Genomic DNA, 13214 nt, shown 5'->3' with positions numbered 1-13214 from the left:
TCACGCGCCGGTGACGGTGACCTTTTGGCGTCGCTTTCCGTCTTCGCAGGTATGGAACTACACCCGGTCCCGGACCTGCCCGAGATCGAGCCGGGCGACGACCTCGCCGCGCTCATCGCCGAGCGGGCCGATCTCGCCCCCGGCGACGTGGTGACGGTCGCGAGCACGGTGGTCTCGAAGGCGCGGGGACGCACGGCCGATCTCGACGCGTACCCGGCCGGTCCGCGCGCCGTCGAGATCGCCGAGAACTTCGAAGCGCTGACCGGCGAGGAGAAAGACCCCCGATTCGCCCAGGCGGTGCTCGAAGAGAGCACGGAGATCATCGTCGAGGCGCCGTTTCTGCTCACCGAGACAGCGTTCGGCCACACCTGCGTCAACGCCGGCATCGATCGCTCGAACGTCCCCGACCACGACCTACTCTTGTTGCCGCGTCGGCCGGCCGCACGCGCCGCCGAGATCAGAGCCGGGTTGCTCGAGTACGCCGACGGGCTCGACTCGGATGCGGCCGATCGGATCGGCGGTGGCGCCGATGACGAGTACGTCCCGGACGGCATCGACGAGATCGGCGTCGTCGTCACCGACACCTGCGGCCGGCCGTTCAGACACGGCCAGCGCGGGGTGGCGCTCGGCTGGGCTGGCATGCCCGCGAGTCGCGACTGGCGCGGCGAAGCCGACCGCGACGGCAGAGAACTCGGCGTGACCGTCCAGTCGATCGTCGACGAACTCGCCTCGGCGGCCAACCTCGTCACCGGCGAGGGCGCCGACGGCACGCCCGCGGTCGTCGTCCGCGGCTTCGAGTTCGGCCCGCTGTCGGGGAGTGACGAGCTGTTCAGACCGGTCGAGTCGGATCAGGTCCGCCAGGCGCTCCGGGAGTGGTCGTTCGAATGACCGACGCGCCGGAGGGCGTGGATCCGGCGTCGGTGACCCGGGCGATCGAGTTGACGCCCGAACACCCGGTCGATCGGCTCGCCAGGTTCGCCGCACGCGCCGAATCCGAGGGGTTCGACGCGGCGTTCACCAGTTCGCACTACTTCAACCGCGACCCGTGGATTTCGCTCTCACGAATGGCCGAGGCGACCGACTCCATCGCCCTCGGACCCGGCGTCGTCAACCCATACGAGAGTCACCCCGCGACGATCGCTTCGGCGGTCGCCACGCTCGACGAAGCGAGCGACGGGCGGGCGGTGTGCGGGCTCGGCGCCGGCGACCGGTCGACCCTGTCCGCGCTCGGCGTCGAACGCGACCGGCCGCTCCGGCGCGTCTTAGAGACGATGCAGGTGGCACGCTCACTCTGGGCGGGCGAGACGGTCACCCGCGAGGGAGCCGTCACCGTTCGCGACGCCTCGCTCAACCTCGATCCGGTCGACGTTCCCCTCTTCGTCGGCGCGCAGGGGCCGGGAATGCTGGGGATGAGCGCCGCCCACGCCGACGGCGTGTTGATCAACGCCGCCCATCCCGCCGACCTCGAGTGGGCGAGCGAGCGACTCGCAGCGGGCCGGGAGAAACGGCCGGACGACCGCGCGCCCGTCCAGAAACTCGCGTTCGCCAGCACGAGCGTCGCCGAAACCGAGGCGGCCGCCAGAGAGGCCGCCAGACCGCCCGTGGCGTTCATCGCCGGCGGCGCGGCGGAGCCGGTGCTCGACCGACACGGAATTGACCGCGACGCGGCCGCAGCGGTGAGCGAGGCGCTCGAACGCGGCGACCTCGCGTCGGCGTTCGAACGGGTGACGCCGGCCATGATCGACGCGTTCTGCGCGGCGGGAACGGTCGAAACGGTCACGGAGCGCTACGAGCGGGCGCTCGAGTTCGTCGACGGCATCGTCGTCGGCTCGCCGCTCGGGCCGGATATCGAGTGGGCGATCGAAGCGAGCGCGACGGCGCTCCGCCACGCTGAAGGCCAGTGAGGGATCGACTAACACGGAGAACCCGAGCGGCGCAATGAAACGTCAAGAGGGTCGGATTGAGACGAACTAGCTGCGCGTAACCAGATCGACGGCCGAGCCGGCCAGAAGGTAGCCCATTACGGCGACGGAGAAGGCGATGAGGAGCGTGCCGGCGGCGAGCAGCACCGGCGCCAGGAGGTCGCCCGCGGCGACGTCCATGAAGTGGTCGTTCGCCTCCGTCAGCTGATCGACGAGCACGTTGTACGGCATCACGACGTTCATACGCGTCGGTTGAAACCGATCGTACTTGGCGGTGCCGGTTGGCGTCGCCGGCCGCGGCGGTGAGCGATCATCGACGGACGGTTTAAGTTTAGACGGCGCGAGACACCGACCGTGAAGCGCGCCACGCTCGACGATTTCGCCGCCAGCTCTGGGGCGGACGGGTCCGAGGACCGCCAGACGGCGGCCGAGACGGACGGTCCCGCGGTCACCCTCGCTGTCGGATCGGATCGGCCCTGTGCGACGTGTTCGGCCGACGCGACCAGGTTGTGGCGAACGGATGACGGATTCGTCTGTCCCGACTGCGTCGAGTGGTGAGTTCACGGCACCGGCCGCACGCACGGAGGACCCGAACGGGTACCTCCAGAACATTTATGCACTCGTCACGACACTGTGTAGATGCAATGGCGAAAGGAACGGTTGCGTTCTTCAACGATACGGGCGGTTACGGATTCATCGAGACTGACGACGCGGACGAAGACGTCTTCTTCCACATGGAGGACATCGGCGGTCCGGACCTAGAGGAAGGTCAGGAGCTGGAGTTCGACATCGTCGAGGCCGACAAGGGCCCGCGCGCATCGAACGTCGAGCGCCTGTAGGGCGAATCCACGGAGGTATCGGTTTCAAATCGACACGACACGACGCGAGCGGGAGCCGCATTCTATAGCTGTGCGTCGCGTTACCACAGAGCATCATCCGACGATCACTCGACGCGACCGGCCTCTCCGACGACTGACGTCGATCCGGCGAGGCGGTCCGATTCGACCAGGCGGTCCGACCCGATGAGAAGCGTCGATTCGACGTGACCGGTCACGCTCGTAGCGGCCCGACGATCGAGCGGCCACCCGCCGTAGCACCCGCCTACTCGGAGCCCTCCATACGACGGGACCATTAGTAACCAAAAGGTTATCTGGATTCGACACGACGTTCGACCAACGAATTCGCTGCCCGCTACCGAGTGCCCTATCCTTATGACCGGAACTGAGCCACGACTTGACGAGACGAGACGGACGACCGGGGACGTCGAAGCGCTCCCCGTCGAAGAAGCCGCAAAACTGTGCGAGGCGGTCGAGCGAAACGTTCGCGAGGTCATCGTCGGTAACGACGACGTGATCCGCGCCATCGTGACGGCGGTACTCGCGCGCGGACACGTCCTCGTCGAGGACGTCCCGGGCGTCGGCAAGACGATGCTCACCCGCGCGCTGGCGCGCTCGATCGACTGCGAGTTCAGGCGCGTCCAGTTCACCCCCGACCTGCTTCCCTCGGACATCACCGGCGTGAACGTCTTCGACCAGAAGTCCCGCGAGTTCGAGTTCAAGCCCGGCCCGGTGTTCGCCAACGTCGTCCTCGGCGACGAGATCAACCGCGCGCCGCCGAAGACCCAGAGTGCCCTGCTCGAAGCGATGGAAGAATCCCAGGTGACCGTCGACGGAACGACACGACGGCTCCCGACTCCCTTCACCGTCATCGCGACGCAGAACGCCGTCGAACCGAACCAGACGTACGAGTTGCCCCTCGCCGAGGTGGACCGCTTCATGAAGAAGCTCTCGCTCGGCTACCCGAGCGTCGACGAGGAGTCGGACATGCTCGACCGGACTGCGGCCCACCACCCGATCGAGGAGCTAGAGCCGGTCGTCGACCGCGCGGACGTCGTTCGCGCCCGCGAGACCGTCGCCAACACCACGGTCAAGGAGCCGGTCCGCGCCTACGCCGCCCGGTTAGCCGCCCACACGCGCGAGCGGGCCGAGATCGGCGTCAGTCCGCGCGGAACGATCGCGCTCGTCCGCGCGGCCCAGGCGAGAGCGGTCACGGAGGAGCGAGCCTACGTCGTCCCCGAAGACGTCCAGACCGTCGCTCCGGAGACGCTCGCCCACCGGGTTCAGCCGCCGACCGGCGCTCGCGACGCCGACGGCGCGTCGATCGTCGACGCGGCCCTCGCCGACGTACCGGTCGAATGAGACCCACACCGCGCGCGATCGGGGCACTCGCCGTCCTCGGTGTCCTCGTCGCACACGGATTCTACGCCGGTCCCCGGTCGCTGAACGCGATCGTCGTTCCGCTCGCCGTCGTCACCGTCGCCGGGGCGGTCAGCGTCGCCGTGGCCGGCCGCCCGACCGTCGCGCGCCGACCGATCGGGGCGGGATACGTCGGCGAGCGTCGGTCGGTCGTGATCGACGTCGAGACGGGCAGAGCGGTTACCGCGACCGTGACCGACGAGATCGGACCCGGACTGCGACGCGAGCGCGACCGGTCCGAATACGTTCTGGAGGGCGCGACCACCGTCGAGTACGACGTGCAGTTTCTCGAACGAGGCGAACGGACGATCGGACCGCTCTCGATCGAGGTAACCGATCTCTTCGGCCTGTTCCGCCGTCGATTCGACTACGAGAAAACGGAACCGGTAGTCGTCTACCCGCCGGTGTACGAACTGACGCCGTCGGCAAGACGGGAACTGACCGAGTACGCGAACACCGCACGCGAGTTCGACCGGGCCGTGTTCGAGCAGTTGCGCGAGTACGAACGCGGCGACTCGCTCCGCGACGTCCACTGGAAGTCGGCCGCCAGAAACCCCGACGACGAACTCGTCGTCAAGGAGTTCGTCGCAGACGACGGACTCGATCGCGTCTCCCTGACCGCGTCGTGTCCGTCCGGTGACGACGACGAACTCGCCGCCGCGACGGCGACGGTCGTCGACCACCTGCTCGAACTCGACGTCGGCGTCGTTCTCAGGCTGCCCGGGGAGGTGCGGATCGAGGTGACGCCGGATCGGCGCTCCGGTGCGCTCGAAGCGCTCGCGCTGTTCGACGGAGCGGCGACCGACCCGACCGACGACCACGATCCGGACCTCCGGATCGACGCGACCGACGACGGCATCACCGTCGACTTCGGTCGGCGGGCGGTCGACTTCTTCGACCTCTGTACGTTCGACGGCAGCCGTTCGTCCGACGCGACGGCGAGGCGAACGACCGACGCGAACGCGCGCGCCGAATCGGTTACGACGGCGCGAAACGGAGATACTTCGTGGGCAGAGGCATGAGCGCGGCGAACAGCTCCTGGTTCGATCGGGCGAAAACCGACCTGGTCTACGGCGCAGACGGCTCGGTGGCCGCCGTCAGGCTGGCGGCGCTCGCCTGCTCGATCGCGCTCGTGCTCGCGTACGTTCGCATCCTGAGAGAGATTACCCGGGCCGTCGGCGGAACCGAGACGCTCACGCTGCTCGTCGTCGCGAGCCTGGTCCTCGGGACGGTCGCCGCGCTGACGGTCGGTGAGCGGACGGCCATCACCGTCTCCGTCCTGGCCGGCGTCGGCGCGTTCGCCTATTACTTCAGCGCGGCCGGAATCGACCTGGCGACGGCGCTCACCGCACTCGATCAGGTGCTCTCGGACGCCTACACCCTGACGACCGGCGTCGAACTCATCCGGGTTCACGAGGCGCGCACCTGGGCGCTGGCCTACGTCCCCGTTCCGACGTTTCTCACCTGGTATCTCGCGTTACGCAGGCGCTACGCGCTGGCGACGATCCCGGGCGGGTTGGCGCTCGGGTTTCTCGTCCTCACCGGAGACGCCGGCCTCTCGCTCACGCTGGGCGGGACGATCGCGGGGGTCGCAATGGTCGCGTTCGGTGAACTCGATCGACACGGCGGCGGGCTCGGCCAGGCGGATCTGCTCGTCGTCCTGATCGCGGCGATGATCTTCCTCTCGCTGTTCGTCCCGCTGGTGCCCGGCGGAACGAGTGAGGGTCAGTCGCTCGTTCCGGGAGCGGGATCCGGCACGCTCGAAGGGAGCGTCGCCGCCGACGCCGACCGATCGACGATCACCGGGAGCGTCGATCTCTCGCCGGAGGTTCGGTTTACGATCGAGAGTGACGAACCGGCTTACTGGCGCAGCGGCGTCTACGACCGGTTTACCGGAGACGAGTGGGTGACGACCGGCGAGGCCGAACAGTTCGATGGGTCTGTCTCGGCGCCGCCGGGCCGGCACGAATCGATGGTACAGACCGTCCAGATCGAAACGCAGGTCAGGGCGACTCCCGCGGCCGCGAAGGCGATCAGGTTCTCGGGGACCGTCGAGGACTACCTGGAAGTGACCGAGCACGAACAGGTTCGCCCGTCAGCCACCCTGTTCGAAGGCGACGAGTACACCGTCGAGAGCGCCGTCATCGATCCGTCGCCGGAGGAACTGCGCGCGGCCGGGACGAACTACGCTGACGATATCGAGAGCCGCTACCTCCAGGAACCCGACGATCGCACCGACGAGTTCGCCGAGTACACGAGCGACGTGGTCGGCGACGCGGACACCCCGTACGACGCGGCCGTCGCGATCGAAGAGTACCTCCGGAATACGAAGGAGTACTCGCTCGACGTCGATCGACCGAGCGGCGACGTCGCCGAAGCGTACCTGTTCGAGATGGACGAGGGCTACTGCGTCTACGCCGCGACCACGATGGTCCAGATGCTCCGAAGCGAGGGGATTCCGGCCCGCTACGCGACCGGTTACACCGAGGGACAGCAGGTCGACGAGGACACCTGGGTCGTCCGGGGTCTCGACGCGCACGCCTGGCCGGAAGTTTACTTCCCGGGCCACGGCTGGGTCGAGTTCGAACCGACGCCGATGAGCGACCGCGACGATGATCACGCAGAGCGGCTCGAAGAAGCTCGCGAAGACGATGAATCGAACATCGACACCGACGAGAGCGAGGGGATCGACATCGATCGCGACAACGAGTCGACGCGCGACGATAATCGAACGAACGGCGACGACGACCGCGCCGACGATGGAGACGATTCGGACGGCGGACTATCCATCCCGCAACCCTCGCGCGAACAGCTCGCGTTCACCGGACTCGCCCTCCTGGGACTGGTCGCCGGCGCACACCGCTTCGGGGCGCCCTCCCGACTCGCGCGACTCGGCCGCCTCTACTGGCAGCGGCCGACCGGGTCGCCGAACGCCGACGCCGAGCGCGCCTACCGACGACTCGAAGACTACCTCGGCGCGCGATACAGACCGCGGTCGCCGACCGAATCACCCCGCGCCTACCTGGAGGCGCTCTCCGCGTCCGCCGACCTCGACGAGCGAGTCCACGCCGTCGCGGCCGCCAGGGAGCAGGCGACGTTCGGCCCGGGCGTCGACCGGGTGACGGCCGACGAGGCCATCGCGGCTGTCGACGAACTGGTCTACGCCACCAGACCCATCCGCGGTGTCGGCGCGGCACCCGCGTGAGGCGGTCGGTTCGACGGGCGCGCCACCGGATCAAGCGGTACCCTTTCGTCCACCACATCGGACGTCGAGGTGGCGAATCGACCATCCGACGTGGCCGATCGCTCAAAAAGAACCGACCGACGGCGTCGCGGTCCCGATAGTGTTTAATATGCTCATTTCGTAGCCCCTGATGTAATGTCGGAAGTCTGCTCGACGTGCGGGTTGCCCGACGAGCTCTGCGTCTGCGAGGACGTCGCAAAGGGCCAGCAGCAACTCACAATCCGCATTGACGAGCGCAGGTACGGCAAAGAGGTAACGATCATCGAAGGGTTCGATCCGAAGGACGTCGATCTCGACAGTCTCTCCTCGGACCTCAAATCGAAGTTCGCCTGCGGCGGGACCGTCGAGGACTCGCACATCGAACTCCAGGGCAACCACACCGGCCGCATCGAGGACTTCCTCCGCGATCGCGGATTCAACGTCGCCTGATGCGATGATCTAAGCCTCACCTCACTTCTCGCCGGCTAATCGATCCGACGAGCGACGACGGTAGTGCCAGAGCCGAGGATGCGAACGTCGTACACGAGTCGAGCGGGGCGACGGACCGTCAGAAGGGCGGCTCCGATTCGCCGGCGACGTCGGCCTCACCGTCGACCGAAACCAGTTCGTACCGCTCGCGCCAGGCCTCCAGGCCGCCGGCCATGCTCTCGACGCGGGCGTCCGTACAGCCTTCGAACGAGGCGATGAGGCGAGCCGCCTGGACGCTCGCCTTGCCGTGCGGACAGACCGTGACGATCCGCGTCGCGCCCGATAGCTCCTCGACCCGCTGTGGGAGTCGCCCAAACGGGACGTTCTCGCTTCCGGGAATGTGCTCGCGGGCGAAGCTCGTCGGATCGCGGATGTCGACGACGCGAACGTCGTCGCGATCGACGAGGTCGTAGACCGAATCGGGGTCGATCTCGGCGTCCATCGGTGGTCCGTTCGGGTGCGAACGGAATAAGGCCACGGGTCGGTCAGAGAAAGCCGTCTTCGCTCGCCAGCAAGAGCGCGCTGATCGAGGCGTCGTTGGCGGGGTCCGCGCGGGCTCGATCGAGCGCCTCCGCAACCGGCACCGTCCGGACCTCGAGGAACTCGTTCGAGTCGAGTTCGCGCTCGCCGGGTTCGAGGCCGTCGGCGTAGACGACGGCGCGGTCGTGGCGCAAGACGCCCGTCGCGACGGCGTACTCCTGGATCAGGGCCGTACTCGACGGCCGAAAGCCGGTCTCTTCTTCGAGTTCGCGGGCGGCCGCTCCCGTGTAGGACTCGCCGTCTTCGACGATTCCGGCCGGCAGTTCGAGGTGCGTACTGCCCGTCGTCGGTCGATACTGCTCGACGAACAGGATCCCCTCGTCGGTGGGCGCGACGATCACGACGGCCGGCGGGAGTTCGGCCCAGTAGTAGCGCTTCTCGCTGCCGTCCGGCTGTTCGACCAGGTCGTAGCCGCCGTCGTACCACCCGGTCTCGTACTCGGTCTCCGATTCGATCACCGGCCATCCGTCGGCGTCGGTCATTGCGTTCGACGTCGGGGCGGACACGATAGAAGGTGACGATCCGTCGCGCAACTCGGCAGCGATCCGCCCCCGAAATCCCACGGGGAGCCCGTCTCGGCAACCGGGATGAGACGAAATCGCCGTTGGCCCGCGGTGCACGCGCCCGGATGGAAACCAATCCCGCCGTGAGAGAATCAACCGTGAGATTACGATGCCCGGTTGTGACACGAAGATAGCCGCGCCTGACTGTGCAACGAAAAGAGATAATTAATGTAGGTGAGGTGGGAATTCCCGTTCGAACCGCAGGTCGTCGCGCCGCGACGACCGCACCACCAGACCATGTTTCAGGATGCAATCGAACGGTTCGCGAGGGTCGTGACGACGCACAACCGGCTGGTCATCCTCGCCGTGCTCGTCCTGACCGCGGGGGTTGCGTTCGGGATCGTCCAGGATCAGGGGGAGATCGACCAGGGAATCGACGAGGACGCGATCGGGGAGACGGACGTCTACGCCGCGACTGAGTACATCGACGAGCGGTACGGAGACGACGAGGACGGTGACGACCCCGCACTGGCGGACGTCTACGTGATCGGCGACGGCGAGTCGGTCTTAGAACGCGAGGCGCTCCTGTCGGCCATCGAGTACCAGCGGACGGTTACGGCCGACGAGACGGTCGCAGACGCGCTCGCCGAGGATGGAGTGAACGGTGCGCCGAACCTGATCGCGGCGGCGCTACTCGACGACGCGTCGACCGACCTCGACGCCCAGTACGAGGCGATCGAGTCGGCGAGCGACGCGGAACTCGAGGAGGCGATCGCGACGGCACTCGATGGCGGCGAGGAGGCGGCGTTCTTCATGCCGGCGACCTACGAGGGCGGAGCGACCCACGCCGACGGCTTCCGGATGACCTTCGCCTTCGCGGACGCGGCCGACGACGATCCGGCGACGGCCGGCCCCGGGTTCGAGATCGAACAGGCGCTGTTCGACCACGCGGCCGAGTACGACTCGCCCGCCATATACGCCGAGGGACAGCCCGTCTGGGCCGAACTCAACCAGCAACTGCTCACCGAACTCGCCTGGCTGATCGTCCCGGCCGTGCTCGCCTTGCTGCTCGTCATCCTCGGCTTCGCCTACCGCGACCTCACCGACGTGCTGATCGGGTTCACCGGAACGGTGGTCGCCCTCGTCTGGACGGCCGGACTGATGGGCTGGATGGGACTACTCAACCAGACGACGGCGCTCATCGCACCGATCCTGGTCGCCGCGCTGAGTATCGACTTCGGCTTTCACGTCTTCATGCGCTACAGGGAGCGTCGCGGTCCGGCGGAAGCGATCCGAAGCGCGCTCAGTCGGTCGACGGCGGCCGTCTCGGTCGCGTTCGTCCTCGTCACGGTGACGGCGGCGATCGGCTTCCTCTCGAACCAGTTCAGTCCCGTCCCGCTGATTCGCGACCTGGGCGTCGCGATAACCCTCGGCGTAATCGCCGCGCTCGTCATCTTCACGACGCTGGTCCCCGCGCTCAAAGTGAGCGCCGACGGGCTGTGGGAGCGCTTCGGATTCGACCGGCGAAAGACGGCGCTCGGGAAGGGCCGCCACCTCAGTCGCGTCCTCGGCGTCGGGGCCACGCTCGCTCAGAAGGCGCCGGTCGCCGTCGTCGCCGTCGCCCTGATCGCCGGGCTCGCCGGCGGGGTGGCGTTCGCCGAACTCGATCGCGAAGCCTGGCAGGAGTTCGACCCAGAGGACGTCCCCGACTGGCAAACGCAGCTACCGGGTCCGATGGCGATCGAGAGCCACGAATCCGACCTCGTCGACCAGCTGTCGTACGTCCAGGCGAACTTCCAGACCGATCAGGCGGGCTTCGCCGAAGGCGGTTCCGGCTACACCACGATGCTCGTCGGCGGCGACGGCGTCGATATCGGATCCGCGGAGGGAATGGCGGCCGTCGCCGCCGGACACGAGGCGGCCGGGGCGGCGGACGACGTCGTTCTCACCCGCAACGGCGAGGCGGACGTCGTCTCCGTCCTGACCGTGATGGAGGCGGTCGCCGCCGAGGACGAGGCGTTCGCGGAGACGCTCGAGGCGGCGGACACGACGGGTGACGACGTCCCCGACGAGGACGTCGCGGCCGTTCTCGACGAACTGTTCGAGGTCGCGCCCGAGGAGGCGAGCGTCGTCGTCGAGCGGACCGACGAGGGAACCTACGCCTCGACGCTCGTCCAGGTGCCGGCCAGCCAGGCGTTCGGCTCGGATCGGGCCGCGGTGATGAACGGGATCGCCGACGAGATGGAAGCCGACTCCGGGCTGTCGGTGACGGCCGTCGGCGTGGGGACGTTCAACGAAGCCGAGATGGGTGAGATCGCGAGCGGGATCGTCTGGACGCTCCTGATCGCGATGGCGGGCGTCCTGGGCGCGCTCGCGCTCGTCTACCGGTTCGTCCACGGTAGCCTCGCGCTCGGGGCGATCACCGTCGTTCCGATCGCGCTGGCGCTCGGGCTCGTCTTCGGCGGCATGTACCTCGCCGGACAGCCGCTGACGATGGTGACGGCGCTGCTCGTCAGCATCACGATCGGCCTCGGCATCGACTACAACATCCACCTCTCCGATCGGTTCTGCCAGGAATTAGAGCGCGGACTGGACGCGGCGACGGCGCTTCGCGAAGCCGTAACCGGGACCGGCGGCGCGCTGCTCGGAAGCGCGGTGACCTCCGGCGGTGCCTTCTCGCTCTTGATTCTCGTTCCCGAGCCCCAGATGACCTCGTTCGGGCTGATCGTCGCGCTCGCACTCGGCGTGTCGTTCCTGTTGAGCGTCTTCGTCCTCCCGAGCCTGCTGTGGCTGTGGGTCGAGTACGGCGACTCGGACGTCGCTACGTCCCGAACCGACGCCGTCTCGGGTGAGTGAGTCACTCGGAAGACGAAGCGTTCGGCAGATCGCTCGTCCAGTCGGCTTTCACATCCGACGGCGTCACCGACGGCGCGTCTTCGGCCTTCGTTTCGTCCGAAATACATCCCTCCATCGTCTCGATGAACTGTTCTCGGGAACCGTGTGGGCGGATGACGATCCGTCCATCTTCGACAGTGATTCGGACGCGCTCTCCGCCTTCGAGGCCGAGTAATTCGAAAACCGACTTCGGGAGCGTTACGCGCCCCTTTTCATCGACTGTTTCGACCGTTTCGTCGACGTTCATTGGTACCACTTCGGTGAAGAGTACCTAAATTGTGTGGCGTACCACGGACGGAAATTGACTGGTCTCGACGATCGGTTCACTCCTCGAACAGGGGCCGGTAGAGCCGTCCGAACGACTGCCGGCGCAGCGTCGCGACGGCCGCCTCGGGTTCGTTCTGGAAGGTCGCGGCGACGGCCTCGTCCTCTGGCCCCGCGTGCCAGGCGACGTTGTCGACGGCCTCGTGGCCCATCTCGTGAACGTCGCCGTCGTACGTCTCCCGCCAAGCTTCGTACTCCTCGCGCGTGCCGACCGCGACTTCGAGCAGGCTCGCGAACGTGGCGTCGCGGGCGGTCTCGACGACGTCGCCCGTTACGCGTTCGCGATACTCCTCACGGTCGAATTCCATCGCCTTGGCTACCTCGCGGACGGTCGTCTGGGCCGCCGGGCCGACCCCCTCGTAGTAGTCACTCGCTTCGGCCGCGTCGTCGGGTGCGAAGAATCCCGCTGTCTCCATACCTGTCCACTGGAACGGCGACTAGTTACGCGTTTTCGTCTCGAGGCGTCGGGTCGGCTCCTGACGACGACTCACCGTCTCCGGACGACGATTCGACGGCTTCGGTCGTCGACCCATCTCCCGTTGTCGAGTCGTCGGCCTGTGCTCGGTCGTCGCCGATCTCTACTCGGCTATCTCCGACATTCGCTCGGTCAGTTCCGGTCTGCGCTCCGTCCGCACCGCTCGCGGTCATCGACTCGGTCAGTTCACGGGCTTCGTCGAGAATCTCAGCCACCTCCGACGATCGGGTTCCGGTGGACCTGCTGGCTGCATCGATCGGGCCGCCGCGGCCGGGTTGGCGGCTCTGGGCGGCCAACTGCTCCTCAAATCCGACGTCGGGGCGGCCGCCAGCATCGGTTTCGAAATCGGGCGTCTCGGCCTCCGGAGCGTGCGTCACGACCCGCTCGGCGAGTTCCTCGGGTCCACAATCGCGCCAGTCGGGAGCGTACTCGGCGAGCCACTCGCGGTGGTCGGGGCGGTCGAGCGAGGCGGTGACCGCGAGGTGGTTCGCCAGGTGGACGCCGTCTATCTGCGGCGCGTCGCAGACCGGACACGCGTATCCCATACGAAGCGATTGCGTCGCCAGGGAGAAAACGGCCACGCTCGAT

At 67.4% G+C, this 13214-nt stretch carries 15 protein-coding genes; 9 read left to right on the top strand and 6 right to left on the bottom strand.

Annotated features, from left to right (window positions below; translation table 11 throughout):
* Positions 1-51 precede the first annotated feature (51 nt).
* Both NKH31_RS07830 and NKH31_RS07825 read left to right on the top strand, forming a co-directional pair.
* The gene (locus tag NKH31_RS07830; protein WP_254864574.1) at positions 52-888 is read left to right on the top strand and encodes a coenzyme F420-0:L-glutamate ligase; all 837 of its coding nucleotides are present in this window, start codon (positions 52-54) and stop codon (positions 886-888) included.
* The gene (locus NKH31_RS07825) at positions 885-1904 is read left to right on the top strand and encodes a 5,10-methylenetetrahydromethanopterin reductase (RefSeq protein ID WP_254864573.1); all 1020 of its coding nucleotides are present in this window, start codon (positions 885-887) and stop codon (positions 1902-1904) included. Before NKH31_RS07830 ends, NKH31_RS07825 begins: the two co-directional genes overlap by 4 nt.
* Positions 1905-1970: 66 nt before the next feature.
* On the opposite strand, the gene NKH31_RS07820 is transcribed toward NKH31_RS07825, so the two are convergent.
* The gene (locus NKH31_RS07820) at positions 1971-2165 is read right to left on the bottom strand and encodes a DUF8024 family protein (protein WP_254864572.1); all 195 of its coding nucleotides are present in this window, start codon (positions 2163-2165) and stop codon (positions 1971-1973) included.
* Positions 2166-2276: 111 nt separating this feature from the next.
* Here NKH31_RS07820 and NKH31_RS07815 point away from each other — a divergent pair, with 111 nt between their 5' ends.
* From NKH31_RS07815 to yciH, 6 genes are all read left to right on the top strand, one after another.
* Positions 2277-2480: a DUF7573 domain-containing protein gene (locus tag NKH31_RS07815; protein ID WP_254864571.1), complete on the top strand. Its 204-nt coding sequence runs from the start codon at positions 2277-2279 to the stop codon at positions 2478-2480.
* 86 nt (positions 2481-2566) lie between these two features.
* Complete coding sequence (locus NKH31_RS07810; protein ID WP_254864570.1) at positions 2567-2761, top strand: cold-shock protein; 195 nt, start codon at positions 2567-2569, stop codon at positions 2759-2761.
* A gap of 372 nt (positions 2762-3133) precedes the next feature.
* Positions 3134-4120 carry an AAA family ATPase gene (locus NKH31_RS07805; protein ID WP_254864569.1) on the top strand — a complete coding sequence of 329 codons (987 nt, stop codon included), beginning with the start codon at positions 3134-3136 and terminating at the stop codon, positions 4118-4120.
* Positions 4117-5199: a DUF58 domain-containing protein gene (locus NKH31_RS07800; protein ID WP_254864568.1), complete on the top strand. Its 1083-nt coding sequence runs from the start codon at positions 4117-4119 to the stop codon at positions 5197-5199. Before NKH31_RS07805 ends, NKH31_RS07800 begins: the two co-directional genes overlap by 4 nt.
* Entirely contained in the window at positions 5184-7382 is a 2199-nt protein-coding gene (locus NKH31_RS07795; protein WP_254864567.1) for a transglutaminase TgpA family protein, read from the top strand. Before NKH31_RS07800 ends, NKH31_RS07795 begins: the two co-directional genes overlap by 16 nt.
* Before the next feature lie 174 nt (positions 7383-7556).
* The gene (yciH, locus tag NKH31_RS07790; protein ID WP_247730493.1) at positions 7557-7850 is read left to right on the top strand and encodes a stress response translation initiation inhibitor YciH; all 294 of its coding nucleotides are present in this window, start codon (positions 7557-7559) and stop codon (positions 7848-7850) included.
* 118 nt (positions 7851-7968) lie between these two features.
* On the opposite strand, the gene NKH31_RS07785 is transcribed toward yciH, so the two are convergent.
* Positions 7969-8331 carry a rhodanese-like domain-containing protein gene (locus tag NKH31_RS07785; RefSeq protein WP_254864566.1) on the bottom strand — a complete coding sequence of 121 codons (363 nt, stop codon included), beginning with the start codon at positions 8329-8331 and terminating at the stop codon, positions 7969-7971.
* Positions 8332-8374: 43 nt separating this feature from the next.
* On the bottom strand, positions 8375-8911 hold the full coding sequence (locus NKH31_RS07780; protein WP_254864565.1) for an NUDIX hydrolase: 537 nt from the start codon (positions 8909-8911) through the stop codon (positions 8375-8377).
* Positions 8912-9229: 318 nt separating this feature from the next.
* Here NKH31_RS07780 and NKH31_RS07775 point away from each other — a divergent pair, with 318 nt between their 5' ends.
* A complete protein-coding gene (locus tag NKH31_RS07775) occupies positions 9230-11788 on the top strand; it encodes an efflux RND transporter permease subunit (protein ID WP_254864564.1) in 2559 nt (852 codons plus the stop codon).
* 1 nt (position 11789) lies between these two features.
* On the opposite strand, the gene NKH31_RS07770 is transcribed toward NKH31_RS07775, so the two are convergent.
* From NKH31_RS07770 to NKH31_RS07760, 3 genes are all read right to left on the bottom strand, one after another.
* Positions 11790-12074, bottom strand: a complete 285-nt coding sequence (locus NKH31_RS07770; protein WP_254864563.1) for an AbrB/MazE/SpoVT family DNA-binding domain-containing protein — start codon at positions 12072-12074, stop codon at positions 11790-11792.
* 76 nt (positions 12075-12150) lie between these two features.
* The gene (locus tag NKH31_RS07765) at positions 12151-12567 is read right to left on the bottom strand and encodes a DUF5809 family protein (RefSeq protein WP_254864562.1); all 417 of its coding nucleotides are present in this window, start codon (positions 12565-12567) and stop codon (positions 12151-12153) included.
* 25 nt (positions 12568-12592) lie between these two features.
* Positions 12593-13171 carry a DUF5810 domain-containing protein gene (locus tag NKH31_RS07760; protein ID WP_425492320.1) on the bottom strand — a complete coding sequence of 193 codons (579 nt, stop codon included), beginning with the start codon at positions 13169-13171 and terminating at the stop codon, positions 12593-12595.
* Positions 13172-13214 lie beyond the last annotated feature (43 nt).

The organism is Halovivax gelatinilyticus (assembly GCF_024300625.1).
Lineage (GTDB): Archaea > Halobacteriota > Halobacteria > Halobacteriales > Natrialbaceae > Halovivax > Halovivax gelatinilyticus.
Note: the sequence above shows the minus strand (reverse complement) of the source record. Positions and strands in the feature narration are given on the sequence as shown.

Coding starts and splice junctions, on each gene's coding strand:
- NKH31_RS07775 (WP_254864564.1), top strand. CDS start 9,230: ATGTTTCAGGATGCAATCGAACGGTTCGCGAGGGTCGTGACGACGCAC.
- NKH31_RS07810 (WP_254864570.1), top strand. CDS start 2,567: ATGGCGAAAGGAACGGTTGCGTTCTTCAACGATACGGGCGGTTACGGA.
- NKH31_RS07805 (WP_254864569.1), top strand. CDS start 3,134: ATGACCGGAACTGAGCCACGACTTGACGAGACGAGACGGACGACCGGG.
- NKH31_RS07820 (WP_254864572.1), bottom strand. CDS start 2,165: ATGAACGTCGTGATGCCGTACAACGTGCTCGTCGATCAGCTGACGGAG.
- NKH31_RS07760 (WP_425492320.1), bottom strand. CDS start 13,171: ATGGGATACGCGTGTCCGGTCTGCGACGCGCCGCAGATAGACGGCGTC.
- NKH31_RS07770 (WP_254864563.1), bottom strand. CDS start 12,074: ATGAACGTCGACGAAACGGTCGAAACAGTCGATGAAAAGGGGCGCGTA.
- NKH31_RS07780 (WP_254864565.1), bottom strand. CDS start 8,911: ATGACCGACGCCGACGGATGGCCGGTGATCGAATCGGAGACCGAGTAC.
- NKH31_RS07785 (WP_254864566.1), bottom strand. CDS start 8,331: ATGGACGCCGAGATCGACCCCGATTCGGTCTACGACCTCGTCGATCGC.
- yciH (WP_247730493.1), top strand. CDS start 7,557: ATGTCGGAAGTCTGCTCGACGTGCGGGTTGCCCGACGAGCTCTGCGTC.
- NKH31_RS07800 (WP_254864568.1), top strand. CDS start 4,117: ATGAGACCCACACCGCGCGCGATCGGGGCACTCGCCGTCCTCGGTGTC.
- NKH31_RS07825 (WP_254864573.1), top strand. CDS start 885: ATGACCGACGCGCCGGAGGGCGTGGATCCGGCGTCGGTGACCCGGGCG.
- NKH31_RS07830 (WP_254864574.1), top strand. CDS start 52: ATGGAACTACACCCGGTCCCGGACCTGCCCGAGATCGAGCCGGGCGAC.
- NKH31_RS07765 (WP_254864562.1), bottom strand. CDS start 12,567: ATGGAGACAGCGGGATTCTTCGCACCCGACGACGCGGCCGAAGCGAGT.